We start from the raw sequence: 26,695 nt of genomic DNA, 5'->3' as shown, positions 1-26,695 counted from the left end.
GATAAAATCCGCCCATTTATACACCAATTTTCAAAAGAAGCTTCGGTTTTTCTTCCTGTTGTATCCCCCCTTTTACCGCCAAGCTTACCTTCCTCCTTTTCTTTTCTACGACGGATAGTAAGCCATGTGCACATAGCAAGAATTTGCTATTGTGCCAGGTAAAGAGATTGATTTCTTTTGCACTGTTACGTGTTATGACCCAGGACTAAGCTGGCATAGCCCCGAAAGAATGACTATTAGGCCTGACCAACTCAACAATGAAAAAGCAAACTTCTCTTTATTTTCCTGATCCTTTAAGGCTGGGTATAAATCAGCAGCACCTCCCCACCGATGCTATTAAGCTTACATGCCAGGCAGAAATCAGTATTCCCCAAACCTTATACGGTTCATACTCAAAGTCGATTATCATCTTCCTTCAAAGATTCTGGCGGTCGTTGTTATGCTTAACCCTATTCCTTTACGCTACAGGAAGCAGCATTTACGCACAAACTTATTGTGCTTCTATGGCTACCGAAACCGGTCAGGCAGACATTTATAATGTAACAGCAGGGACACTGAACAATTCGAGTGACCATACCCAAACCGGAGGGCCTGGATCCGTGTTGGATAAATATTCCGACTATACGACCTTAGTGGCTGCGCCGATATTTAATCAACTAGCAACGATCCCGTTTTCAGTACAAATTGCAAGTAGTTATAATACCCATACTGCTATCTGGATTGATTATAACCATAATGGTACTTTTGAGAGCGCGAGTGAACGGGTATTTCAAACAACAGGAGGAAATTTTGGATCCTATACTTTAACCGGTTCATTCACGATTCCCATAACCGCTTTAACAGGTAATACGCGTATGAGAGTGATTACCAGCTACGGTTCTACTCCATTAAATTCTGGCTGTGAAAATTATAGTTACGGAGAAACAGAAGATTATTTGGTGAATATTGTAATACCTCCAGCTTGTAGTGGCAGCCCAATACAAACGAATACGATAGCAACCCAAAATGAGGCTTGCCCTACTGTAAGTTTTACTTTTTCCCTGAGTCCGTCAATTACTACTACCGGCAACACCTATCAATGGTATAATAATGCAGGCTTAATTGCAGGTGCCACCAGTGCTACATATACAGCAACAATTACAAGGGCAGATAATTTCTATTGTAAGGTTACCTGTCCCACTGGTGCAAAGACAACGGCCTCAACCCCGGTTGCTATACATGATCCTTATCTTTACTGTTCCTGTTCTTCTGCTTCAAATGCGGCTAATGGCGACAAGATATTTAATGTAAAAATAGGCACCCTAGATAATTCCTCAACTTGTGATCCAACGGGTGGTCCGGGCTCCATACAATACAGGTATTCAAATTATACAACCATTCCTGCCCCGGATCTTAAGCAACTAAATCCAATCCCTTTTTCCATCGAACTCGGCCCCTGTGGAAGTATCAGTGTAAGCTCAACATCGATTTGGATCGATTATAACCACAATGGGAGCTTTGATGCGCCAGGTGAGCGTGTATACAACTCAGGCGTTAGTTTAAACAAACCCCTTACCCTAACCGGTGCCATCATCATTCCGGAAAGTGCTTTGAAAGGCCTAACGCGAATGCGAGTTATAATTGCGAAAGGTGAGAGTATTCCTCAGGCCTCTGCTTGTGGAAGCTATGAAGTGGGCGAGACAGAAGATTATTTCGTAAATATTGTTGAACCCGTGTATTGCAGTGGTGTACCCGCACCGGGAAATACAATTGCCAGTCAAACCACTGCTTGCCTCAACACCAATATTGATTTGTCGTATTCATCATCATCTACACTTAACGACGATGCCTTTCTCGGGCTTACATATCAATGGTTTAATAGTGCAGGAGCTATCCCGGGCGCTACGAAACCAACCTATACAGCAACAATTACAGCTGCTGATGAATTTTATTGTAAGGTAAAGTGTAGCCAAAGTGGGCAAACTGGGCAGTCGACTCCGGTTGCTATAAGTTTAAAAACCTTTGATAAATGCTATTGTACTTCGATGGCTACCAGTACGGGTGGTCTGGACATTTATAATGTGACAGCAGGAACACTCAACAATTCAACTACCCTGTCTCAAACCGGTGGGCCTGGATCCATATTAAATAGATATTCCGACTTTACCACCTTAGTGTCGGCACCCGTATTTAGTCAATTGGCTACCATCCCATTTTCAGTGCAAATCGGGGCAAGCAACTATTATTCTCAAACCTCCATCTGGATCGATTATAACCATAATGGCACTTTTGAGGATCCCGGTGAACGCGTATTTCAATCAACAGGAGTAAATTCAGGAAGTTATACCCAAAATGGTTCTTTTACGATTCCTTTAATCGCTTTAACAGGTATTACTCGTATGAGAGTTGTTACGATTGAAGGTCTTGATCCGGCAAATTCGGCTTGTGAAAATTACATTAACGGAGAAACAGAAGATTACATCATAAATATTGCAGCGGCGACTCCTTGTAATGGCCCCCCTATACAAACTGCAACAATAGCCACGCCGGTTTGTACTGAATCCAAGCACATTTTTTCTTTAAGTCCTTTAATCACCACTACCGGTAACATGTACCAATGGTATAATAATGCTGGCTTAATTGCAGGGGCAACCCATGCAACCTATACGACAACAATTACAGGTTCGGATAGTTTCTATTGTAAAATCACCTGTCCCAATGGTAATAAAACAACAACATCGACTCCGGTTGCTGTCATAAAATGCTATTGCGCTTCTATGGCTACCAATACCGGTCAGGTAGAGATTTTTAATGTAACAGCCGGAACACTAAACAATTCAAGTGACGATATCCATATCGCAGGGCCTGGATCCGTGTTGGATAAATATTCCGACTATACGACCATAGTGGCTGCACCAGTGTTTAATCAATTAGCAACGATCCCGTTCTCTGTACAAATTAGAAGTAGCTATTATACTCATACTGCTATCTGGATTGATTATAACCACAATCGTGCTTTTGATAGCCCAGAAGAACTGGCCTATCAGACAGCAGGAGGAAATTTTGGAACTTATACTTTAACCGGTTCCTTTACCATTCCCATCACCGCTTTAACAGGTGACACGCGTATGAGAGTGATTACCAGCTACGGTTCTACACCTTTAAATTCTGCGTGTGAAAATTATACTTATGGAGAAACAGAAGATTATTTAGTAAATATTGCCGTCCCTCCTGCTTGTAGTGGCAGCCCAATACAAACGAATACGATAGCCACTCAAAATCCGGTCTGCCCTACTGTAAGTTTTACTTTTTCCCTAAGTCCTTTAATTACGACTACCGGTAACACCTATCAATGGTATAATGATGCTGGCTTAATTGCAGGGGCTACAAATCAAACATTGACTGCAACGATTACAAAAGCAGATAACTTTTACTGTAAAGTTACCTGTCCTAATGCTAACAAAACAACTACCTCAACACCAGTTGCTGTACGAGAGCCCTATCTCTATTGTCCTTGTGTTTCTATTTCTGATACTCCCGCTTACGAAGATATAGTTAATGTAACTGTAGGCAGTTTAACTAATTCCTCTGATTGCAACCAGACTGGTGGCCCGGGTTCTGCATTACAAAGATTTTCAGACTACACGACCTTGGTTTCTGCACCGAATCTGGCTGCATCAAATACCATTCCCTTTTCGGTAACAACAGGTGCTTGTGGTGGATTTGCAGGGACGTCAATTTCTATCTGGATCGATTACAACCATAATGGTGTTTTTGATGCTCCGATTGAAAGAGTATTTAATTCTGACGAACACACCTTTGCTATATCTTATACCGCATCTGGCTCATTCGTAATTCCAGCAGGTACTTTGCCCGGCCTGACTCGCATGAGAATTATTTGTGCCAGAGATGGAGGGTTGCCAATGCTCTCCGCTTGTGGTGAGTATGGTGCGGGTGAAACAGAAGATTATTATGTAAATATTCTAGCACCAGTGCAGTGCAATGGCCTACCTGAACCGGGAAATACAATAGCAAGTCAAACCACTGTTTGCCTTAATTCAAGCATTGACCTCTCGTTATCATTATCTACACCTGATGGTCATGCTTTTGCCGGGCTTACTTATCAATGGTTTAATAATGCGGGCGCTATTGAGGGTGCTACTAAAGCAACCTATACAGCTACAATTACAGCTACTGATGCGTATTATTGTAAGGTTACTTGTGTCCAAAGTGGACAAACGGGGCAATCAACTCCGGTCGCTATTAGTTTAAAAACCTTTGATAAATGCTATTGCACCTCTGGGGCAACTGCCACCAGGAGACTAGAAATTTATAATGTAACAGCGGGAACATTAAACAACTCAAGTAACGATTCTCAAACCGGAGGGCCTGGATCGATATTAAATAGATATTCCGACTATACAACCGTAGTAGCTGCGCCGGTATTTAATCAATTGGCTACGATTCCTTTTTCAGTACAAAATGGTGCAAGCGACTTTTATTCCCACACATCTATCTGGATTGATTATAACCGTAATGGAGCTTTTGAGAGCCCGGGGGAACTGGTGTATCAGACGACAGCAATAATTTGGGGCAATTATACTGCCAGCGGTTCTTTCAGAATTCCAATAACCGCTTCAACAGGTATTACCCGTATGAGAATCGTTACTAATTATGGTAGTGATCCAATAAGTTCTCCTTGTGAAAATTATATTGATGGAGAAACAGAAGATTATTTAGTGAACATCGCAGTACCTCCTGCTTGTAGTGGTGCACCCATACAAACCAACACAATAGCAACTCAAAACCAGGTCTGCCCTACCGTAAGTTTTACTTTTTCCCTCAGTCCTTTAATAACTACTACAGGTAACACGTATCAATGGTATAATGATGCTGGCCTGATCGCCGGTGCTACAAATGACACGTATACAGCCACAATTACAAAAGCGGATAATTTTTACTGTAAAGTTACTTGTCCCAATGGTAACAAAACAACAACGTCAACTCCCGTTGCTATAGAAGGCCCCTACCTCTACTGTTCCTGTGTTTCTACCGCTACTACTTCTGAGTGGGAAGAAATATATAATGTAACTGTTGGAGGATTAAATAATTCCTCTGATTGTAACCTAACTGGCGGTGTAGGGTCAGTACTAAACAAGTATTCAGATTATACCCGGTTAGTCGCTGCCCCGGAGCTACCCATATTAGGCACTATCCCATTTTCTATTGCAACAGGTAGGTGCGGCGTCGGCAATTATTTTTCAACTTCTATCTGGATCGATTTTAACCATAATGGTGTTTTTGATGCTCCTGAAGAAAGGGTGTATAACTCTCCATCTTATGTTTTGCCTAACGAAGCTCCAATATCAGGTTCATTTACAGTTCCAAGGGATGCTTTGACTGGCCTGACCCGGATGAGGATTATTTCTGCCAGAGACGGAGGCTTGCCAATGGCCTCTGCCTGTGGTGAGTATAGTGCGGGAGAAACAGAAGATTATTTTGTAAATATTGTACCAACTCCTGCTTGCAGTGGTAGCCCGATACCAATGAAAACGGTAGCCACTTCGGTTTGTCCCGAATCAACGTATACTTTCTCTCTAAGTCCTTTTGTTGCTACTACCGGCAACACGTTTCAATGGTATAATGACGCTGGCTTAATTGCCGGTGCTACAAATGAAACTTACACGACAACAATTACAAGTCCAGATAATTTTTATTGTAAAGTTACCTGTCCCAACGGCAATCAAACAACAACATCAGCGCCGGTTGCTGTCTTAAAGTGCTATTGTCCTTCTATAGCCAACGGTGCCGAATCGATCGATATTTATAATGTAACGGCAGGAACACTAAACAATTCATCGAACAGTTCTCAAACGGGAGGGCCCGGATCCATATTAAATCGGTATTCCGACTTCACAACCTTGGTCGCTGCACCGGTATTTAATCAATTAGCTACGATTCCATTTTCAGTAGAAATAGGTGCAAGCACCTATTTTACCCAAACTTCGATCTGGATTGATTATAACCGTGACGGAGCTTTCGATAGCCCGGGTGAACTGGCCTATCAATCAACAGGGCAGAATTTTAAAAACTATACGCAAACTGGTACGTTCACGATTCCCGGAACCTCTTTAACAGGTAGTACTCGTATGAGAATTATTACCAGTGAGGGTATTTTCCCCGTAAATTCTGCTTGTGAAAATTATAGTAATGGAGAAACAGAAGATTATTTAGTTGATATAGCAGTACCCTTAGTTTGTAGTGGCAGCCCAGTACAAATGAACACAATAGCTACTCAAAATCCGGTTGACTCTGAAGTTAATTTCACTTTTTCCCTGAGTCCTTTAATTGCTACATCTGGTAATACTTATCAATGGTACAACGATGCAGGACTAATCGCCGGTGCGACCAATGAAACATATAGTTCAACCATTACCAAAGCAGATCATTTTTATTGTAAGGTTACTTGTCCCAATGGTAATTTAACAACAGCATCAACGCCAGTTACTGTGTTAGCGCCCTATCTATATAGTTCTTGTGTTTCTGGCCCTACTGATCTCAATTACGAAAAAATATTCAATGTTACTGTTGGCACTTTAAATAACTCTTCAAATTGTGACCAAACTGGTGGTCCAGGATCTGTGTTAAGGAAATATGCAGATTATACAACTTTGGTGTCCGCCCCCGATCTTCCAATAATAGCGACTATTCCATTTTCCATTTTAATAACTGCTTGTAATGCTTATGGCCCAATGGCAACTTCTATGTGGATCGATTTTAACCACAATGGTGTTTTTGACGCTCCTGATGAGAGAGTCTTCAGTTCTCCAAGTTATCCTTTGCGTCCCTCATATACAGAATCGGGTTCATTTATCGTCCCTGCGAACGCCTTACCTGGCCTAACGCGTATGAGAGTAATTACTGCCAGAGATGGAGCGCTGCCAATGACCTCCGCATGCGGTGAATATACCAAGGGTGAAACTGAAGATTACTTTGTAAATATTGTTCTTCCGGATTGTAGTGACACGCCTACTGCTGGAAATACGGTCGTCAGCCAAAACAATGTGTGCGCCAGTACAAGCATTACCTTGTCACTGTCATCTCCTCCGGCAAACACCAAGGGAATCACATATCAATGGTTCAATAATGGCGGGGCTATTATAGGCGCAACAGATGCCAATCTTACGACAACAATTTCAACGACTGATCTTTTTTATTGCGAAGTAAGCTGTACCAATAGTGCATTAAAAGTTTCTTCAACACCAATAACTATAAATGTAATCCAGGTTTCGCTCCCTACAGCAGCTACAACAAATACGCAAAATGTAGCGACAACGCCTTTGATAGCCAATGACTGTCAATATATCGCCAAGGTAGTGCCCACAACAGGCTTTACTATTGCCACTGTTAAAAGTTGGCTCGAAACAACCCCACCATTTAGTTATGTGCCAAGGCATTATGAAATTACACCAAATACCAGCCCAGATGCGGCAACTGGTACCATAACCTTATATTTCACACAAGCCGATTTCAATGCTTATAATGGAACTTTAACGAATGGCTTATTGCCCACCAGCCCATCTGATTTGTCAAAAATTGCTAATTTTCAAATTATTAAGTACGCGGGAACCAGTCCGACAGGCTTGGGCTACACGGGTTCACCAACGTATATTCCAGGAGAAGGAAAGGTCTGGAATGTAGATGATCACACTTTTGTTTGGAATGCAGCAAATTCCATTTGGGAGGTAACCTTCCCTGTTACGGGTTTTAGTGGTTTTTTAGCTAAATCAATTTCACAGCCTTTGCCCGTTACTTTGATTTATTTTACAGGAAAAGCCACTGAGAAAGACACTGAGCTAAACTGGAAAACCAGCTCCGAGGTCAATTTCAGCCATTTCGAAATACAGAGAAGTACGAACGCACGAGTATTTGAAAAAATAGGCAAACAGGTATCCAATGAGTCCGGAAATTATATGTTCCTTGATTCGGACGCACCCAATGGTAACGCCTATTATCGCCTCAAAATGATAGATCTAGATGGTACCTACAGCTTCTCGAAGATTATAGCAATAGATAGCCATGCAGAAACAGCTATGGTAGGTGATTTCTATCCCAACCCAAGTACGGGCAAAGCATCTATTGAAATTAATGCACTAGAAACAGGAACCTGGACCATAACTACCTATGATTTAAGTGGCAGAGTAATATCTGTAAAAAGTAACCTTTTACAAATTGGATTGAATAAAATTTCAATAGAAAAACTGAATCCGGGTATCAATTTTGTAAAATTCGAGAATGGATTTATCTCTGAAATTAGGAAAGTAATTAAAGAGTAGTTTTTCTGATTATTAGCTATTACTCGTTAACAATAGAAATTACATTTTCGCAGTTTCTATTGTTTAGCATTACAACTACTTCACTAAAATTGGACAACCTTTTAAAAAAGTAAGCTATTTCAACGAGACAAGCCGTTCACTGTCTGGTGATGTTGGCAAATATTTGCTAAGTGCTTCAACATTCTTATTTGTTAATTTTACACCATGACATCAAGAATCATTATTTTCGACGATAATCAAGAAAGGCTTAACAGTGTGGCCATGCTCCTGAATCTGTCACCTGAGTTTACCTGCACGGGTACCTTTATCAATGCCAATAATCTGGTAGCAGATATTGCAGGTTCCAAACCGGACCTTGTTCTTATGGATATCGATATGCCAGGGATAAACGGTATTGAAGCAACCAAAATGATACGAAGCAATTTTGAGGAGCTCCCTGTCCTGATGCAAACTAACTTTGAGGAAGACGATCGGATATTCGACAGCCTTCGTGCTGGAGCCAACGGATATCTGTTAAAAAAAACAGCCCCGGAAAAATTTTTGGAAAGCTTAAAAGAGGCTTTAGAAGGCGGAGCGCCTATGACGGGCAGCATCGCCACCCAGGTACTGCGGTACTTCGCCAATGAAGTACAATCAAAAAAAGATTACCATCTTACCGTCCGCGAAAAGGAAATTCTTGCCTACTTAACCAAGGGTTATAGTTACAAATTAATCGCCGCCGAGTGTAACATTTCCTACAACACGGTAAACAATCATATAAGAAATATCTACGATAAGCTTTACGTAAACAGTGCTACGGAAGCCATCAGTCTGGCAATCAGAGAGAGGCTGGTTTGAAAAGACTGTCGTTATCGGTTACCTTTAGTCTACCAGAGTTTGGTTAATAATCAAACTAGGACAGACAAGCCCAGAGCAACGACCAAAAGGACGTATGCAAATGTGACTTGGGTCAAAACCGTCACAGGCTAATATGGAATAGCAACGTCACTCGCATCTATTTCAGGCATGTTTATTCAATATGGTTACTCCAGAAACAAGCATAGCACTCGAGAGTAAAATTAGTTAGTACAAAAGAGGCAAAACGTTCTATTCTGGTACAAATGTAAATTCTTGCTATATACGACCCAATTGGGGCACCGCTTACCGTTTAATAAAAAGTAACCGTACCTTGACTATCGTGTTGATTTTTACTGTATACTGCATACTTGTTCTCACGAACTCAGTCTCCTCTACATGCCACGTGAATTTTCAATTTTTAATCTTTTTGAATTACCGGGAAAAATTCATTTTTTCTCTTTGTTTATTTTAGTAGTTCTCAATGGCATTCAAAACTGTCTGGCACAAATTCCTCAAACGCGCGTTAACATTCAATTGCTCGGGCCCGAGCAAGGATTACCGAGTAGAAATGTTCGTTGCCTTGCACAAGACAGACGTGGCTTTATGTGGGTAGCTACCGGACAGGATCTATGGCGCTACGACGGATACAACTTTCAAAACTTTACAGAAACACTGACCCGGTCGATAGGCAGCCGTACTCTGATAAATCAGCTCCGGACAGCACCTGACGGCAATATATGGGTGGCGCATAATAATGGTTTCAGCATTCTCGACCCCGTCTATCTTACCTGTAGGACAGTCGATCCTTCTCGCAATATAAAGGGCGTGGATTCCAAACAAACCTTGAATATTTTCTTTGATAAAAACAAGAATGCATGGATGGCAATTCCGTATGGAAAACTGATCAGGATTAATATGGATTATAGGTCCGTGGCGGTGTACACTCCACCCGCAACTTCTTCCCATTCATTTTCAGCTGAAAGCTTGGTCGTCTTCTTTTTTAATGATCTTCGAAATAATGCGTATTTATTTAGTGAAGATGTTTTTCTGGATGAAATCGATTCGAAAGCAAATTTTATCCGCAGGATCAGTTTGTTGAATAAAGAACTTGTTAACAAGCACTTCCATGTTTCAAGTGTTGTCCAGCAAGATATAGATGGGCTGCACATATACTACCGACAAGGAGACAGTAAGGAATATTTGATGCGTAAATATTTCTTCGGGACAGGTACGTTCGGACCACTAACAGACATCGATACGCCGATAGCGCCCAAAATAATTTCACCTGATAAAAAAGGAAACCTATGGCTTAAATCGGCCGAGGAAATCGGATTTGTAAATCAAAAAACAAACCATTTCACGGACCTGACCACTCGGCTGCAACAGAAATCAGGGGCACGCATCTTCCTATTTGCATCCTTGGTGAGCACTGACGGTAGTTTCTGGATATCCTGTGTGGACGGACTTTTCAAAATAACGTTGACTGACGAAGTATTCCGGAAATACCTGAGTGTACCCCTGGAAAAACCGGGGGATATTGGTAGCAGCATTCGGGGTATTACACAAGATCCTACGGGAAAAATATGGGTTTGCTCTTATGGATTCATGGTTGACGGAAAACCGAATTTACTCCACCAAATAGACCCGGCGACAGGTAGAACCAGGCACATGATTTTAAAACGTCCAAAGAACGTGCCGGGTGATACCGTAATACCTTATAAAGTGCTATTTGCCGGCAACCAAGTATATGCAGTGACGGATGGTACCCAATTTATCAAAATAGATCCTGAAAGGGAGCAATATTATTCGGTAGAGCTCCCTTTTGTCAGCGGCCGGGGGTTTACCTCCTTTTATAAACTCAATGAATATACCTTTTGGATGGGTACATGGGGCGGAATGGCTGTGCTAGACACACGGGACCTAAAACCTGTGCTACTGAATGAGAAAGCAGGCAAGTATATTAAAAACGAGCGGGTAAACCACTTCATGCCCTGGTCAGGAAACCGTATTTTGGTCAGCACGACCAATGGTTTATATGTATTAAACCCGGATGCCACCATTCATGAACATTACGGACAAACTGCCGGCGACAAGATCAAACTTCCTGCTTTACAAATATTCCACACGCTTTGGTACGAGCATGCATTATGGGCGGGATCTGGAAAGGGACTAATTCGTATTGATACCCTAAATCAAGAGATACGCCTTTTTACAACGGAAGATGGCCTTCCTGATAACAATATTTACGCTGCCCTGCCTGACGAGCAGGAAAACCTTTGGCTAAGCACCAATAAAGGACTGTCTCGATTCAATACACACTCGAAGAAGTTTCATAACTATGCCATTTTTGACGGCCTGCCCCATATGGAGTTCAACCACGGTTCATATCTTAAATCACAAGATGGAACGCTCTATTTTGGTGGGCTGAATGGCATTGTGGCTTTCGATCCAGCACGGCTCGACACAAGTGCGGAAAAAGAGGGCGAGTTACAGTTGATATCTTACTCGAAATATGCCTCCGGCCGTAACCATACCGACACCGTAACCAGTCATAAGCAAGGTAATAAGATTATTTTGGAGCCCGATGACCGTCTTTTCACATTCTCTTTCATGAGTACTAATTACCATAATACAGCTCTCAATCGGTTCCGTTATAAACTGGAAGGATGGAACGACGACAGATGGCATATGTTTGAGGACGGAAATAAACTGCTTTTTAACAGTTTGCCACCTGGCGAGTACAACCTAAAGGTCCAAGTCTCTGCCGCTGGTGCCGACTGGGGTACCTACCAATGGCAGACTCCACTCATTGTGCTGGCACCGTGGTATAAGTCTGTCTGGTTTTTTATCCTGAGTATAATTTCCCTCGGTGCAATATTCTATGCGTTTTACCAATACCGTTTACGCCAGATCCTTAAAATTCAGCAGATACGAAACGGGATCAGTGCCGATATGCATGATGAAATTGGAGGTACTCTCAGCAGCATCTCGTTTTATAGCCAGGCATTACTAATGCAAATAGTGGAAACAGAGCATCAGCAAGTTGTACAGAAAATAAAGGAAAATGCACAGCAAGTACAGGAAGGGTTAAGCGATATAGTCTGGAGTGTAAAAGCAGGAAAAGACCAAATCAGCGATGTATTTGCCCGCATGTTACACTTTGGAGGCGAACTGGCAGAATCCAAAGGTTATGATTTTCATTTCAACACAGATACACCGCTAAATAACCTGAAACTGGACATGCAAACCCGCAAAAACTTTTATTTGATATTTAAAGAGGCCATAAATAACGCCGCCAAATATGCTGAATGTAGTGCCATTTACACGGATATTGGCTACTCAATGGGTAAAGTAAAAATGGTTATTAGGGACAACGGTAAAGGTTTCGACAAGCAGTTGGACCGACAAGGAAATGGCCTAATAAACATGCGGCATCGTGCAATGCAGATGAAGGGACAACTCACGATCCAATCTACACGGGACAAAGGCACTGTAATTACACTTCTTTTTTTGGTCGGAAGGTGATAATACAGTTCAACATTTGAGGACATTGGAAATTTGGCAAAATATTAGTTTTCGAATGCCAACTGTCATGACCATCAAGGTGGACGTTCAGAATGGTCAAAATCCCCTATATTATCCTTTTCCCATCCACAGCGTCAACTAAAGTAGACCTTCAAATTTGCACCCATAATTTCCCGCATCAGCAGTGGTGCTATCATCCCCACAGCTTGGAAATATAATAACTCCAATATTTATAATGGCTGTTGATTTTGCGCGGGTGGGCCAATTATTGAATTACTCCATATACAGTTATATTCATCAAGTTCTATCTTTATTAATCCCTTTTTAAAAGAATTCCTAATTCTCTCTGGTGTACTTTAATTACCATCTTTTTAAGAAGTTAACGACTGATCTAAAGGACAACTTGCGGTTCCTAGGAAATCAAGCCCTACTGATATGTACCCTTTTTCTCTACCAGCTTGTTGAATATTGGGCGGTCGATCTTCGAAATCGCTTGAGAGTATCGGAAGTCATAAGAGTAATTGACCTACGCATCATACTCTCAAATCCCGCTGACTAGCCTCCTTCTCCCCTGCTTCAGGATCATAATCTACGAAAACGTTGATCCAAATGGCTCTCCCTAGCCTAATAATGATAGGCTGTAGAGAAAACAGGATTATGGCGATCAGCACAAAAAACACATAGAGGTCTATCTGCAACACCACCAAAAACAATACAGAAAACAGGGCCAGCAGACTGATCACCAAGGGAAAGCTCGTCCACAGGGCCCCTATATAAAACCCGGGCTCCATACGAAAATCCTGCTGACAAATGGGGCAGCGTTCGGGCATTTTCAAGGCATCCTTGATGGCATAAGGGTTCTTTTTTACAAACAAGTCACCTTGCCTGCAATGCGGGCATTTCTGTTTTACTATGGCCGTCAACCGGGTCATTGCAATGGGGTTTAAGGGTGTAAAGCGCAAAGTAGGTTTTTAACCCGAAAAATAAAAAAATGCCCCCTCCTATCGTATAGGGTGCACTAATCCACCATATGCCCTACAAACTGCGCCTTGTTGTCGAGGATCTTACTGCCTCTACGGAACCCAAGCCCACTGGCTTCACCGGCATAAAAGACCCCTGCCTGGTAGCTCTGTCCATGCTCATCCTGGTTGAGCGCTACATATTCCTGATAGACGCTTGGCTGCTCCCCGTACTCACCACCTACCGACTCTAGCACCGTGCCATCTTTTTGGACAATGGACACATTAGCACCTTCCCTGCCCAAAATCACCTTTTTTACATATTGCTTATACGACAAAGGCCTCGCTTCGGTTTGAAGCAATAAGGGGTGATAAGGGTACAAATCCCATAGGATTTTCAAAATATATTTCGACTGAAAAAGCAGGGTATAGGCCGGATTCAAGATCAGCACTTTACGTTCTCTACTCAGTTGGGTAAGCATGGCTGTAAGCTCCGGTTCATCTTCGGCAATTTGCTCCCAGGGAACCAGCTTAAACCAAAAGTCGTAGCGCACAAAATGTCCTGTTTCCGCATCTTGCTTAAAAATCCCCTGCTCCGAGGAGAACTCTACTTCATGAATAAAACGATGGTCCGTTTCAAACCCTGCCTCTTTGGCCGCTTCCATGAGTACGGTGACATTGGCAAAGTCCTCAGGATACCCCTCCAGAGAGGAGAATAGTATGGAAGGCGTCAGATCGTTATTGCCCCTGCGTATATAACGAAACTGTTCGACCATGGTCTCGTATACGGCATTAAACTGAGCGGCCTCATCATGGCCATTCATCATGAGCTGAGCCCACTGTACCACCGCTGTTTCGGGCAGACAAGTGGCAGTATCGGCATTGAACTCCAATAATTTGATGGGTTCTCCATCGATCCCTCCTGCAAAATCGAAACGACCATATAAATGGGTATGGCGATCGTCGTCCCAGCTCTGGCGCACCAGCTCAATCAAGTTTTCAGGAATACCCATCTCCTTAAACAGGTGCTGGTCTATGGCGTATTGGCCTGCCTCCACAAACATCTCATAGAGGGTGTTGGCGGCTTTATAGTAATTTTCGGCTTCCGACGTATTGACCGACACCACCTGATCGACCAGGTAAGGCACGGTGTCTTCACCAATCATCCATTCCCACCCCGCCTTTCTCAAGGCTTCGGTTGGTGGGTTGGGCATATTTGTAAATCGTATCATAGTTATTTAAAATCCTTCACCATTTTCTCCTCAACCTCCACTTCGCCCCGCCGAACGGCCAAAGAATCCACTTCTTCCCCCCGATGGCCGGGAGGTCACCGTGCGGGTGGAGCGAGAGGCTTGTGCCGACTCCACAGCTCCTTGTGACTTAGAATATGCAGCGGTATTGGCATAGGCGGTTCCGGGAGCGGGGTTATTGGCCCGATAATTATTAATGTAACTATTCCCCGAATTCCTGCCTAGCATATAGCCCATGCCCCCATATAGCAGCATCGACGACAATCCGCTGCTATGATATCCTTGGTTAGAATTATTCTGAATCTCTTTGTCGATTAACGCTTTGGAAGCGGCCGTCGATAGAGAATCCGTATGGCCATCGAGATAGGACACGATAGCCACCGACTTATCTGCATCCACTGCCTCCTCGTCGGTAATTTTAAATTCGCCTGGCGCTACCTCTTTGATATGCGAGCGTATTCCTTTGGTATAGCTAGTTTCTTCGTAACTGTAATCGGCCTCGTTGTCGTTATTGGACGAACAGGACGACATCATGGCACTGCCCGACAACAGGCTGAGGGCAAATGCCGCTCCTACGCCGATGTCTTGAACTTTCCTTATAAATGCACCCTTTCTAATCTGACTCATTCCTTTTTATCATTTAGTATTGGACTAGTCAAATATAGCCCCATATTCTGGTCATTGGGCAATAGAATATGAGAAAAGGACCAAATCCTTTACAGACCAAGAGGAGTACGGTGATGGTTGGTAACCAGGTTATACCTTCCGGGCGATGGAGTCAAGGGCTTCCAGCAAATGATCGAGGTCGGCTAGGCTGGTATAGACATGGGGCGTTACGCGCACGCAGCTCACATTTTTGTAAACCATGGCTGTCGTATGGATTTTAAAATCCTTAAACAGGGCCCTGTCGAGTTCCTGAGGGGTGAGCCCGTCGACGGTTACGCCCGCAATGGCGCAAGAATACTCGGGCTTTAAGGAGGTATGCAGCCGAACACCGGGTATTTTGATGGCCTGGCTACCCCAATAATGCTTGAGAAAATGCACCCGCTCTTCCTTCCGCTTACTCCCTATGGCCTCCTGAAAGTTAATCGCTTCGCCTATGGCCTGTTCGATACAAAAACTACGGGTTCCCAAGGTTTCAAACTTGCGGATATCGGTACTCTGTGGATGTTCGCTACCTGAAAGGGGGAAGATCTTGGCAATTTTATCTTTTTTGATCCACATCATCCCAGTTCCCAATGGGGCGCTTAAGAACTTATGCAAGCTGGTGCCAAAATAATCGCACTCCAGATCGGGAATCTTAAAATCGAGCAGACCGAAGGAATGCGCCCCATCGACGATCACCTCAATCCCATGCTTGTGGGCCATTTGGCTAATCTTCCTTACGGGCATAATCTGCCCTACCCAGTTGATAATATGGGTGATGTGAATGACCTTGGTTTTCGGAGTAATGGCCTGTTCATAGGCCTTTACGATGGTATCGTCGTTCTCAATGGGGAAGTCGAATACCAGCTGCTTGTAGACGATCCCATCTCGAAGTTTACGCTGATTCCAGGCATGCATCATATTGGGGTAGTCGAGGGTGGTGCCTATTACCTCGTCGCCTTTCTGCAAGGGCATACCAAAAATAACGGTATTGAGGGCTTCGGTAGCATTTCTGTTGATGGCCACCTCGTCGGCATCTACTCCAGCGAGGCCGGCGAGCCGCTGGCGGAGTGGTTCCCTGCCCTTGTCCATAATACGCCACATATAATAGGAAGGCCCCTGAGCGGCAGTAAGATTATACCGTTCCAAAGCCACCTGCACCGCTGTTGGAGACGGGGAAACACCTCCATTATTCAAGATCAAGATATCGCTTTTACTAGCCGTATAGGCCTCTTGTATGACCGACCAATAGTCTTCGGGACTACCGTCTTCCCCATTCAATAGACTTTCCGCCATTTTAAACTCTTTGGCATGCAAGGTATTAAATAGGCTGTGGGCACCGAAGGCCCCCAAACTGATGGCAGCCGACTTCTTAAAAAAACTCCTTCGATTGTTCATTCTTTAAGGTTTAGGAAATATTTTTACTACAAAATATAAAAATACCCTATTAATACGAACTTAAACAACAAAATCAAAGATTAATATTTGGCAGGAATACCTATTAGCGATTCATATATATGGAAAGTCGAACGACATATCCAGATTCATTATCAGAGGCTTATAAAGCTGCAATATCCAATAAATTGCACCCTAAATAAGGCATTTTCATGACGCCAAATTATTATAACTATTCATTGGACTTGGACAATGAAAGTTTCCTTTAATCCACAGGCCTAGCCTCCAAAAGCCAGTCGTAGGTATTCCCTGGCTGGGGCTGCCCATAGGCATCTATTTGCAGGTACATAAAGTGCAGATGGGTAGGCGATCGATGCTTATTGGCATTGAATCCGGAACGGCCCATCTCGGCAATTTTCTCGCCGGCCTCCACCCACTGTCCCGGATCGACCACCACCTTACGGTTGTGGGCATAATAGAACACCCCATTCAGGCATGGGTCGTAGATCCAGATCCAGTTTCCTCCCCGGCGGTCGCTGTCTACGGTCCAGTTTTTCTCGCAGGCCAACACCATTCCAGAGCTAAAAGCCAGTATATCGGCAGGTTGTTGGGTATAATCGTCCAGTCCATCCTTATTTTTGTCCCTGATAAAAAGGTCGTGAGCCGGATGGCTGCCCTGCACATCCATGTCGAAAAGATCGAAGCCGTCGGGTCTATAGCCCCTTCCCCTGCCCCCTATCGACTCCTTGGGCCGATAGCCTTTTACCGGGTAAACGTATCCCGCACCATTGTTGCAGGAATCCTCCCCAAACACCTTCCTGATATTATCGATATTCTGTTTGAAAGCCCTGGCGGCACTATCGGGCGTAATGGCACAATCCCGAACATCCATTTGTATTTGACGAAAATCGGAACAATATTGCAATAAAAGGTTGCTGGCAGGAGGCGACTCGCTCGTCCAGGCCGAAAACACCAACACTACCATCAAACCCATCGTACTCCACACACTCTTCATCAATATATCCCGATTAAAGGGTCCAGCCTCAACCTTTCGCATTTTTTTACCGTAAAGTATATATTTATTCGAAAACTTTTCTTCATGCAAATGTATCGGTTTTCCTAAAGTTAATAAATCATTTTATCCTTAATAATAAACGCTTAACTATTTAGAATATGCAATATCGCCGTTTTGGAAGAAGCAACTGGAATATCAGCGAGATAGGCTACGGAATGTGGGGCCTTGCCGGATGGACCGGTTCCGACCGCAAAGAAACCGACGACTCCCTAGACCTCGCCGTAGCATCGGGAGTGAATTTTTTTGACACTGCTTGGGGCTATGCCGAGGGACTTTCCGAAAGGATACTGGGGGATCTTATCCGTCGTTTCCCTGAACAGAAAATTTATGCAGCAACCAAAATCCCTCCCAAAAACAGAATATGGCCGTCACAATCGACCTTCAGTCTGGAGGAGGTGTTCCCGGCCGACTACATTGTTGAATATACTGAAAAAAGCTTACGAAACCTGGGCACCGAGCAGATAGACCTGCTGCAGTTTCATGTTTGGGAGGATGCCTGGGCCGATCGCGACGACTGGAAAGAGGCCATTGCTAAGCTGAGCCAGGAGGGCAAGGTAGCTCGATGGGGAATAAGTGTAAACCGCTGGGAGCCTAATAATGCCTTGAAGACAATAGAAACGGGGCTCATAGATTCCGTACAAGTCATTTACAACATTTTCGACCAGGCCCCCGAAGACCATCTTTTCCCCTTATGTAGGAAACATGACGTGGGGGTGATTGCCCGGGTACCCTTCGACGAAGGAACCCTCACCGGAACCTTTACTAAGGAAACTACTTTCCCTGCCGACGACTGGCGTTCTACCTATTTCGTACCCGAAAACCTGCACGCAAGTGTGGATCACGCAGATGCGCTGAGAGCCGACATTCCTGAAGGGATGACCATGCCCGAGCTGGCACTTCGGTTTATCCTTCAAAATGAGGATGTACATACCACCATTCCCGGCATGCGTAAGCTTCCTCATGTGCAGTCCAATGTAGCCACCAGTGGCAAAGAAGCCCTAGCTGCTTCCTTAATGGAAAAGTTAAAGACCCACCGCTGGGACAGAGAACCTACCGAATGGTCTCAATAAACCCCTCATCACCCATCCAAAAAGGACTAAAACTCCTTTTTGGATGCCCCTTTCCTAGAAACTACTGATCCGAAACTTCTTGCCATAGAGTTTTTGATCGATGGAATATTGCCCTGGTCCGGTGATGAACATGACCAAATACACCAGAAGAAAAGCGATGGCAAGTTCCTTGACCTTAAAAGGATCGGCAGCGTGAACTATGAAGGTCACCACGAGCATCGTACTCCCCAAAAACAGCAAAACGGCCCGGGTAAAAAGTCCCAATATAAGTAGTATGGACCCTATCATTTCTACGAAAATGGCCAATATTAAAGTAGCCTCCGAGCCTATGCCAATGGGGTCGGCAAAGGCCGTGTTACCTTCCAGATAGCGGCTCAATTTCTGAAAACCATGGCCCATCATGAGTATCGATATCCCTACCCGCAAAATAAACAATCCAATATCCACTTGTTTTGAAGCTTGCCCGGGAGCAAAAAAATTTTTAATCATCATTCAGTTTGAGTTTGAAATGGTTGTGATCCGCAGACCCTATGGCAAAAACGTGAATTGTTATCAACTATTGAAATAATTACTCCAAATTTTTTTAATCCCCCCCTACACCCCTACTTCTATTTCACTCCATCCTCCCCCTACTAAATACCCACAAAGGGCTATTTTACCCGTGTAACTCTAGTTGATCTAAATAATTTTTAAGGATATTTATTTAGCAAAAATAAAATATGACGTAATTAATTTTTAGATTTGTCTAAATTTTAAAATTAGATATCTCGAATATTATTTTTATAGATATGAAATCAGCATTTACTTTATTGCTTTTATTGATGGTCACGACGGCGTGGAGCCAACACCAATTAAGAGGTAAAATCATGCTTTCTAATGGGGAACCTGCCATAGGCGCGGCCATATTCATACCGGAACTCCAGGTGGGCTCCACGGCCGACACCACTGGGAATTACCGCATCCCCAGCCTACCTTCAGGCGAATACACGCTGAAGGTGAGCTACATTTCCCTACCCTCCCTTACCAGGAAAAAGGTAAGCGTCACCAAAAACACCATTCAAGACTTTCAATTTGAAGAAGGAGATCAATCCCTAGGCGAAGTGGTGGTAACCGGCACCATGAAAGAAGTTTCGAAGCTCGATAGCCCCGTTCCCGTAGACATTATCACGGCCAAATTCATTTATAAAAACCCCGTTCCCAGCATATTTGAGGGGCTTAGCTATGTCAATGGCGTACGTCCTCAGCTCAATTGTAATGTGTGTAACACCGGCGATATACATATCAACGGCCTGGAGGGGCCCTATACCATGGTGCTCATCGATGGTATGCCCATGGTGAGTGGCCTGTCGACGGTATATGGCTTATCGGGGATTCCAAATAGCCTGATTGAGCGCGTAGAAATCGTAAAAGGCCCCGCCTCCACCCTTTATGGATCGGAAGCTGTGGGCGGGCTGATCAACATCATCACGAAGAACCCATCCAAGGCCCCTCTATTTTCGGCTGATGCCTTTAGTACTTCCTGGCTCGATTACAACGTCGATCTGGGAGTCGCTTTCCGGGCTGGCGCTAAGGCGCATTCGTTGTTGGGAGTGAATTATTTCAATTATCAGAATCCAGTCGATCATAACCAAGATGGGTTTACCGACTTGACATTACAAAATAGAATTTCCGTGTTCAACAAATGGTCCTTCGACCGTAGCGACAACAAACAAACCAGTATAGCCGCACGGTATTTCTATGAAGACCGCTGGGGTGGGCAAATGAACTGGGACAAAAGCTATAGAGGCGGGGACGATCGGTATGGTGAGAGCATTTATACCAAGCGTTTTGAACTGCTAGGTACCTACGATCTCCCCACAACAGAAAACTTTAAGTTCCAATACTCTTTTAGCAGCCATCATCAAAACTCCTACTATGGGAATGTTCCCTTTATGGCGGATCAAAAGATCGCCTTCGCGCAGATGCTTTGGGATAAAACCTTGGGAAAACATGACCTCCTTTTTGGGACACCATTGCGCTATACTTACTATAACGACAACACCGTGGCCACTGAGACCACTGCCCAGGTAGACAAAGCCGACAGGATATTCTTACCTGGCCTATTCGTTCAGGACGAGATCACCCTGGGAGACCACACCGTGTTACTAGGAGCTCGTTACGATTATAATAGTCGTCATGGCAACATTTATACCCCGCGGCTGGCTTATAAATACAAATTTAACCCCACCGACGTGATTCGCTTCAATTTTGGCCGAGGGTTCAGGGTCGTCAATCTGTTCACCGAGGACCATGCTGCACTTACCGGCTCCCGGCAAGTCTTGGTAGAGGAAAAGTTAAAACCCGAGCAAAGCTGGAATGCTAATTTGAATTTTGTCAAGAAAATGGTGTTAGGCAACTCTTTTATTGGCATCGATGCGTCGGCATTTTACACCTATTTCACCAATCGTATTCTCCCCGACTACGACACCAACCCCAATCAGATTATCTACAACAACCTCGATGGCTACGCCGTGTCGAAAGGTATATCGTTGAACCTGGACTTCAACTTCCCGTTTCCGTTGACCATTTTCACGGGGGTGACCTTGATGGATAATTACCAGTACGAAAACCAGCAACGCACCCGTCCAGTGCTCACCGAAAAAATAACCGGCGTATGGACCGCCACCTATGAAATTCCAAATTCAGGTTTATCCATCGATTATACGGGTAATCTGTATGGCCCCATGCGCCTGCCCACGCTGGGGCCCTTAGATCCCCGCAGCAGTATGTCCGGTGCCTGGTCCCTTCAAAATATACAGATCACCAAAAAATTCAGGAATGGTCTAGAGGTATATGGAGGGGTTAAAAATCTGCTCAACTTCACTCCTCCTGTCAATTCCATTGCCCGATCGCACGACCCATTCGACAAAATGGTACAATTTAATGACCTCGGCGAGGCCCTACCCACAGCCGAAAATCCATATGCACTCACCTTCGATCCGTCCTATGTATATGCTCCCCACCAAGGCATCAGAGGCTTCCTTGGACTACGATATACGATTGAATGAAAACGGGATCAAACCCTGTCCAAATCCTAAAATCGTAACAAAAGATTGAACTTTATAAAGATTATAGCTATTTATAGCATTGATATTCATTGCATTGTATAATTATAGATTGTATATTTGTTTTATCAACCAAACAACACTACATAATATGGCTTTAACTAAAACTTTCGTAAAGAGCAGATCTTTGTTCAAAGTGACTTTCACGCTACCTGCTGAGGTGGTAGATTCGGCCAAAAAGGTGGCGGTCGTAGGTGAATTTAACGGGTGGGATCCTGAACAAGCTACTGCATTAAAAAAACAAAAGGACGGCTCCTTCAAAGGCACGGTAGAACTTACCGCCGGAGAATACCAATTCCGTTATTTGCTCGACAACGAGAAATGGACCAACGATTTGGAAGCTGACAAATACGTACCAGCAGGTGTGAATGCCGAAGAAAACTCAGTAGTAGTTTTGTAATCGCCTTTATGCTATGCTTAACAGGCCAGTATCTATGGATGATGCTGGCCTGTTTTTTATAATAGCAGCTATCCCATTTTCCCGTAGTATGCTGCAGAAAAATATACAAAGCTCCTAAAACAATTTCCAAACAAAAAAAAGAGACTGCCAAACCAATGGCAACCTCTTTTTCTATCCCGACCACATCACACGGCCCAGCGCTATATGCTTATAGCTTATAGCCTAAAGCATACAGCCTTAAGCCTTAAGCCTAAAAACGCTACTTCGCAAAGCTATCACTTTCCTGATAGGCCTTGATAAGGTCCATTTCCCCGTCCTTTCCAGGCTTAGAGTTCCCATGTTCCATACCCATAATAAAGTCACGGCCTTCTTTTTTGCTCCGGTCGTAGATGTATTTAAATACGTTTTTATAGTTGATTTCTCCAGTGGTTGGCTCCTTACGGCCTGGCTCATCGCCGATCTGGAAGTAGTCAATCTCACTCCAGGTCATATCGATATTATGAATGATACGGCCTTCGTTTTTCTGCATATGATAGATATCGTACAAGATTTTACAGGACTTGCTATTCACCCCCCGGCAGATCTCGTAGGTCTGGTCGGAAGTACGTAAAAACAGGTCGGGGGAATCGCTCAAAGGCTCCAAGACCATCACTAGGCCATGGGGTTCGAGGATTTCGGCACCTCGGCGCAGGGCATCTATCACATGGCCCGTCTGAACGCCTATAGGGAGCTTACGTTCGAAATTCCCCGGCACTACGGTCATATATTTGGCATTGACACGCTTGGCAACGTCTACAGCTCGCTTACAACCATCTAAGAAAATATCGATATATTCTTGCTTGCCTGCAGCGAGCGTATTGGCACCGTTTCCTCCTTTATCGACTACAAAAACCCCCATTTCCATACCCAGTCGCGACATCTCTTTGGCGATACGCTCCTGCTCTGCGACGGGGCGCTTCATCATCCCGTTATCTTCCAAGGCCATAAATCCCTGATCGGCCATAAATTTGAGCTGATCGATGATGTCTTTGCCGGCACTATTGGCAAACATACCAAAATGAGAAGCATATTTTAAGTTATAAGAATGCTTAGCCTTGGGGCCGAAGGGAGAGGCCATGGATTCGGCGGTAGCCAAAGCGGCTCCAGCTATACCCATCGTAGATTTTACAAAATTTCTGCGGTGCATATCAATTATACTGTTTAGGTTTTATCAGGACTAAAAGCAGGCCAAGGCCCAAATATACCCCTACCAACAAAAATAAAGGCTCAAGACCCTTTGTTCCTCCTTTTCTTACGGCGCTTGGCTTTGGAATCAGGGGCAACTTCGGGCTCAGGATCGGACGCTTTTTCAACCAATTGGGGGTAATAGGGTGCTAAGGCCAGCTGAATTTCTTCCCTAAAGGCATTTCTAACCCCTTCTAATGCGGCTTCTTTCACTGAATGATCGATACGATTCTCCTTTAACAGTTTCAACACGGCATCTTCTCCTGGCCAGCTGCCCCCAAGGCAACGGGCCGCTTGCTCCCTGACGGTCAACGAATGCCCGGCATTGAGCGCTATATTTCTTAATAGATAAATAGCCTCAGGGGTCCCGGCCGTCTGAACAGAGGCCAATAAGGCCAACTTTTGGCTTTCGTTCAAACTGCGCAAACGTTCGTTCATATAGGATACTCCGGCAAGGTCGAGTAATAAGGCCCCGGCATCGCGCCCTATCACCTCTTGCGAATGCCCTACGGCCAGCTGCAAGAGCCTATTAATTTCGGATGAGGGCTGGTAACGGGTTACGAGCTCAATATAATCTTCGGTGCCATAGGTATCGTCCAGTAGCTTGCTGAGCACCGTCAATCCTTGTTGAGAGTTGGCTACAAACTTACGATCGAGGTGCATCAGGGCCTGCTTAGCCACCTGAATACGGTCGGAGGAAGGCACATTCACTACATTCAACAAGGCCTGATTTTTCTCGTATCCGGCATGGAAAAAGTCGAAAGCCCTGAAATACCGCAACCGACTCTTGAAGCTAACACTGGTGTCGGCGGCAAGTCTTTCCAAATAGGGGATAGCCCTACGGGTACGGGCGAGCCAGATAAGATCCCCACCCCCAGGCACAGCCTCGGGCTTAGGGCCTGCCTTGGCAAGCCAAGCAGGAAAAATTCTTTCCCACTGCCCTATGGCACCTATGCTCAGGGCCTCCACCGACCAGCGGTCGTTGCCTGGATACTGCCCTGCCAGCTGCAGCCATACGTCCAGGGCCTCAAAGGTATGGTTGTGGTTGATGGCTAAGGCCGCCTCCCGCCTCACTTGCGGGTGGGGGTCGGCCGCCAGCCTTTTGATATATTCAATGGGGTCGCTATTGCGCTGGCGCACGGCGCGCAGGGTGGTGATGCGCAAATTGGGATTCAAGGACCTAAAGCCAATGTCCAGGTTTCGGCTATTGAAACCCTCTATGCGGTTGAGCACCCAAAGGGCTCGCGCCCTTAGCTTGGGGTTGGCGTCGTATTGGCGGAACAGCTCCTCTAACATGGGCTCAGCCGCCCAGCCATGTTCCACACAGGCGTTCCAGGCCAGGTAGCGCATCGACAGGTTAGGACTTTGAAGCGCTTTTACCGCTTGCTCAGGAATCGACAAGTCGTACTGAGGAACCGTATACTTCACCCCTACCGGGGCCACTCTATAGATACGCCCCCTACTTCGGTCGCTCATTTTATTTTCGCCGATCACCTCATCGTACCAATCCGAGACGATCAGGGAACCATCAGGGGCCACGCAGACATCGCTAGGCCTAAACCATTTGTCTCTTACGCCTTCAAGAATCGGCAACACACCGGTGGACTTATAGCCGGCGCCATCGTCTACCACCGGATAGGCCCTCAGGGAGTTAAGTCCGGCATCGGCTACTAATATCTGATCCCAATATATTCTAGGCAAAAGTTCACCCTCATAAATCGTACTCCCCATAGGAAAGCCCGAACCCGTCTGCAGGAGGTTGGGCACCACGCCAGGGTCGTTCTGATGCCAATGGCGTCGGGGGATTTCATCTTCGAGGTTGGTCCTATCCACCCGCCAGCTATTACCGTTCATCTCGTCGATATATCCGAAGTTTCCATTCTCCATCACATACGATACCCGATCGCTCTCCTGACCAAGCTCACCCTGATCGGCCTGCCACATGGTTCCGTAACTATCGACGGCGGTTTCAAAGGAGTTACGGAAATTCTCGGCCAAAATTTCCACCTTGCGAAAGCTTTGGTCGCAACGGAACACCACCCCTTCTCGGTATTTCCTGAAGTTGATAGGCCGTTCATACTTGTCGAGCAGCGGACGATTATGTCCGTCCACCAGCTGCCCACCGGCATTGCCGTAGTTAAAATAAAAATTTCCGTCGGGGCCAAATACAAAGGAATGAATGCCTGCATCCTGCTGGTGCCCGCCTATTCCTTTAAAGAGCACTTCTTTTTTGTCGGCAACGTCGTCCCCATCGGTATCGGTAAATAACCACACATACGGACTCTGAGAGACAATGGCCTTATTGCCCATCACCCATATCCCCAAGGGGGCCTGTAGTTCAGGACCTTGGTAGAACACCTTGGTCTTGTCGGCCACGCCATCCTGGTCACTATCTTCCAATATAACGATGCGGTCGCCCATCCCCAACTCCGACTTGCCGTTGACGGCCGGTCTATAATTATAGGCCTCTAGTACCCAAACACGTCCCTTATGATCCACATCGATATTGATGGGATTGACCACCTGAGGCTCCGAGGCAAACAACTTCGCCTGTAGGCCCTCCGCGGCTTTTAGCCCACCAAGGGCATGAACGGCAAAGCGCTTTTCTGACTCTGAGAGCCGCAAATAGACACTATCGGGATGCTGAGACAGCAGAGAGTCAGGGGTTTGGGCAATTCCAAAACACTTAAAAAATAAAGAAAAAACGATACAAAACAGGATTGTTTTGCTAAAAGAGAATGATTCCAAAATGTACTTTACTATTACGCCATCAGCCAGTTCCAAAAAACGGTTAAAAGTAACAACTTTGAACAACATTGTAATAATGAGGTAGTGAAATTGTCCGGCAGGACCTCTCACGATTAAATTTTCTTAGAAGGCCTTGGAGATAGTTATA

Annotated in this window: 14 protein-coding genes; 6 read left to right on the top strand and 8 right to left on the bottom strand. The window is 44.8% G+C overall.

The genetic code is table 11. The features are described from left to right. Positions 1-602: 602 nt before the first annotated feature. From CLV98_RS03110 to CLV98_RS03100, 3 genes are all read left to right on the top strand, one after another. Positions 603-8,315: a T9SS type A sorting domain-containing protein gene (locus tag CLV98_RS03110; protein ID WP_158281192.1), complete on the top strand. Its 7,713-nt coding sequence runs from the start codon at positions 603-605 to the stop codon at positions 8,313-8,315. Positions 8,316-8,519: 204 nt separating this feature from the next. Continuing rightward, complete coding sequence (locus CLV98_RS03105; protein WP_109672671.1) at positions 8,520-9,152, top strand: response regulator; 633 nt, start codon at positions 8,520-8,522, stop codon at positions 9,150-9,152. Positions 9,153-9,611: 459 nt separating this feature from the next. Further along, on the top strand, positions 9,612-12,677 hold the full coding sequence (locus CLV98_RS03100) for a sensor histidine kinase (RefSeq protein ID WP_158281191.1): 3,066 nt from the start codon (positions 9,612-9,614) through the stop codon (positions 12,675-12,677). 533 nt (positions 12,678-13,210) lie between these two features. Here CLV98_RS03100 and CLV98_RS03095 read toward each other — a convergent pair. From CLV98_RS03095 to CLV98_RS03075, 5 genes are all read right to left on the bottom strand, one after another. After that, positions 13,211-13,609, bottom strand: coding sequence for a DUF983 domain-containing protein (locus tag CLV98_RS03095; RefSeq protein WP_109672667.1), 399 nt, complete (start codon positions 13,607-13,609; stop codon positions 13,211-13,213). 86 nt (positions 13,610-13,695) lie between these two features. Beyond that, a complete protein-coding gene (locus CLV98_RS03090; RefSeq protein ID WP_109672665.1) occupies positions 13,696-14,868 on the bottom strand; it encodes a glutathionylspermidine synthase family protein in 1,173 nt (390 codons plus the stop codon). A 30-nt stretch (positions 14,869-14,898) separates the two neighbouring features. Then, positions 14,899-15,513, bottom strand: coding sequence for a Cj0371 family chemotaxis-regulating polar lipoprotein (locus CLV98_RS03085; protein ID WP_109672663.1), 615 nt, complete (start codon positions 15,511-15,513; stop codon positions 14,899-14,901). 129 nt (positions 15,514-15,642) lie between these two features. Beyond that, the gene (locus CLV98_RS03080; RefSeq protein ID WP_109672662.1) at positions 15,643-16,929 is read right to left on the bottom strand and encodes an aminotransferase class V-fold PLP-dependent enzyme; all 1,287 of its coding nucleotides are present in this window, start codon (positions 16,927-16,929) and stop codon (positions 15,643-15,645) included. 262 nt (positions 16,930-17,191) lie between these two features. Then, positions 17,192-17,983, bottom strand: coding sequence for a M23 family metallopeptidase (locus CLV98_RS03075; RefSeq protein ID WP_229203175.1), 792 nt, complete (start codon positions 17,981-17,983; stop codon positions 17,192-17,194). A 116-nt stretch (positions 17,984-18,099) separates the two neighbouring features. Here CLV98_RS03075 and CLV98_RS03070 point away from each other — a divergent pair, with 116 nt between their 5' ends. Continuing rightward, the gene (locus CLV98_RS03070) at positions 18,100-19,071 is read left to right on the top strand and encodes an aldo/keto reductase (RefSeq protein ID WP_109672660.1); all 972 of its coding nucleotides are present in this window, start codon (positions 18,100-18,102) and stop codon (positions 19,069-19,071) included. A gap of 54 nt (positions 19,072-19,125) precedes the next feature. On the opposite strand, the gene CLV98_RS03065 is transcribed toward CLV98_RS03070, so the two are convergent. Beyond that, a complete protein-coding gene (locus tag CLV98_RS03065) occupies positions 19,126-19,563 on the bottom strand; it encodes a DoxX family protein (RefSeq protein ID WP_229203174.1) in 438 nt (145 codons plus the stop codon). Positions 19,564-19,859: 296 nt separating this feature from the next. Here CLV98_RS03065 and CLV98_RS03060 point away from each other — a divergent pair, with 296 nt between their 5' ends. Together CLV98_RS03060 and CLV98_RS03055 are read left to right on the top strand one after the other, a co-directional pair. Next, entirely contained in the window at positions 19,860-22,118 is a 2,259-nt protein-coding gene (locus CLV98_RS03060) for a TonB-dependent receptor (protein ID WP_109672658.1), read from the top strand. A gap of 148 nt (positions 22,119-22,266) precedes the next feature. Continuing rightward, entirely contained in the window at positions 22,267-22,575 is a 309-nt protein-coding gene (locus tag CLV98_RS03055; RefSeq protein ID WP_109672656.1) for an isoamylase early set domain-containing protein, read from the top strand. A gap of 259 nt (positions 22,576-22,834) precedes the next feature. On the opposite strand, the gene CLV98_RS03050 is transcribed toward CLV98_RS03055, so the two are convergent. Next, positions 22,835-23,761: a hydroxypyruvate isomerase family protein gene (locus tag CLV98_RS03050; RefSeq protein ID WP_109672654.1), complete on the bottom strand. Its 927-nt coding sequence runs from the start codon at positions 23,759-23,761 to the stop codon at positions 22,835-22,837. 80 nt (positions 23,762-23,841) lie between these two features. Next, complete coding sequence (locus CLV98_RS03045) at positions 23,842-26,616, bottom strand: PVC-type heme-binding CxxCH protein (protein WP_229203173.1); 2,775 nt, start codon at positions 26,614-26,616, stop codon at positions 23,842-23,844. Between the last annotated feature and the right edge of the window lie 79 nt (positions 26,617-26,695).

Source organism: Dyadobacter jejuensis (assembly GCF_003149085.1).
Classification (GTDB): domain Bacteria; phylum Bacteroidota; class Bacteroidia; order Cytophagales; family Spirosomataceae; genus Dyadobacter; species Dyadobacter jejuensis.
The sequence above is the reverse complement of the archived record's forward strand: the minus strand, read 5'-3'. Positions and strand labels throughout refer to the sequence as shown.

What these genes read in the sequence shown, in the direction of transcription:
- CLV98_RS03105 (WP_109672671.1), top strand. Translation starts at nt 8,520, where the DNA reads ATGACATCAAGAATCATTATTTTCGACGATAATCAAGAAAGGCTTAAC.
- CLV98_RS03095 (WP_109672667.1), bottom strand. Translation starts at nt 13,609, where the DNA reads ATGACCCGGTTGACGGCCATAGTAAAACAGAAATGCCCGCATTGCAGG.
- CLV98_RS03090 (WP_109672665.1), bottom strand. Translation starts at nt 14,868, where the DNA reads ATGATACGATTTACAAATATGCCCAACCCACCAACCGAAGCCTTGAGA.
- CLV98_RS03085 (WP_109672663.1), bottom strand. Translation starts at nt 15,513, where the DNA reads ATGAGTCAGATTAGAAAGGGTGCATTTATAAGGAAAGTTCAAGACATC.
- CLV98_RS03080 (WP_109672662.1), bottom strand. Translation starts at nt 16,929, where the DNA reads ATGAACAATCGAAGGAGTTTTTTTAAGAAGTCGGCTGCCATCAGTTTG.
- CLV98_RS03075 (WP_229203175.1), bottom strand. Translation starts at nt 17,983, where the DNA reads ATGCGAAAGGTTGAGGCTGGACCCTTTAATCGGGATATATTGATGAAG.
- CLV98_RS03070 (WP_109672660.1), top strand. Translation starts at nt 18,100, where the DNA reads ATGCAATATCGCCGTTTTGGAAGAAGCAACTGGAATATCAGCGAGATA.
- CLV98_RS03065 (WP_229203174.1), bottom strand. Translation starts at nt 19,563, where the DNA reads ATGATGATTAAAAATTTTTTTGCTCCCGGGCAAGCTTCAAAACAAGTG.
- CLV98_RS03060 (WP_109672658.1), top strand. Translation starts at nt 19,860, where the DNA reads ATGAAATCAGCATTTACTTTATTGCTTTTATTGATGGTCACGACGGCG.
- CLV98_RS03055 (WP_109672656.1), top strand. Translation starts at nt 22,267, where the DNA reads ATGGCTTTAACTAAAACTTTCGTAAAGAGCAGATCTTTGTTCAAAGTG.
- CLV98_RS03050 (WP_109672654.1), bottom strand. Translation starts at nt 23,761, where the DNA reads ATGCACCGCAGAAATTTTGTAAAATCTACGATGGGTATAGCTGGAGCC.
- CLV98_RS03045 (WP_229203173.1), bottom strand. Translation starts at nt 26,616, where the DNA reads ATGTTGTTCAAAGTTGTTACTTTTAACCGTTTTTTGGAACTGGCTGAT.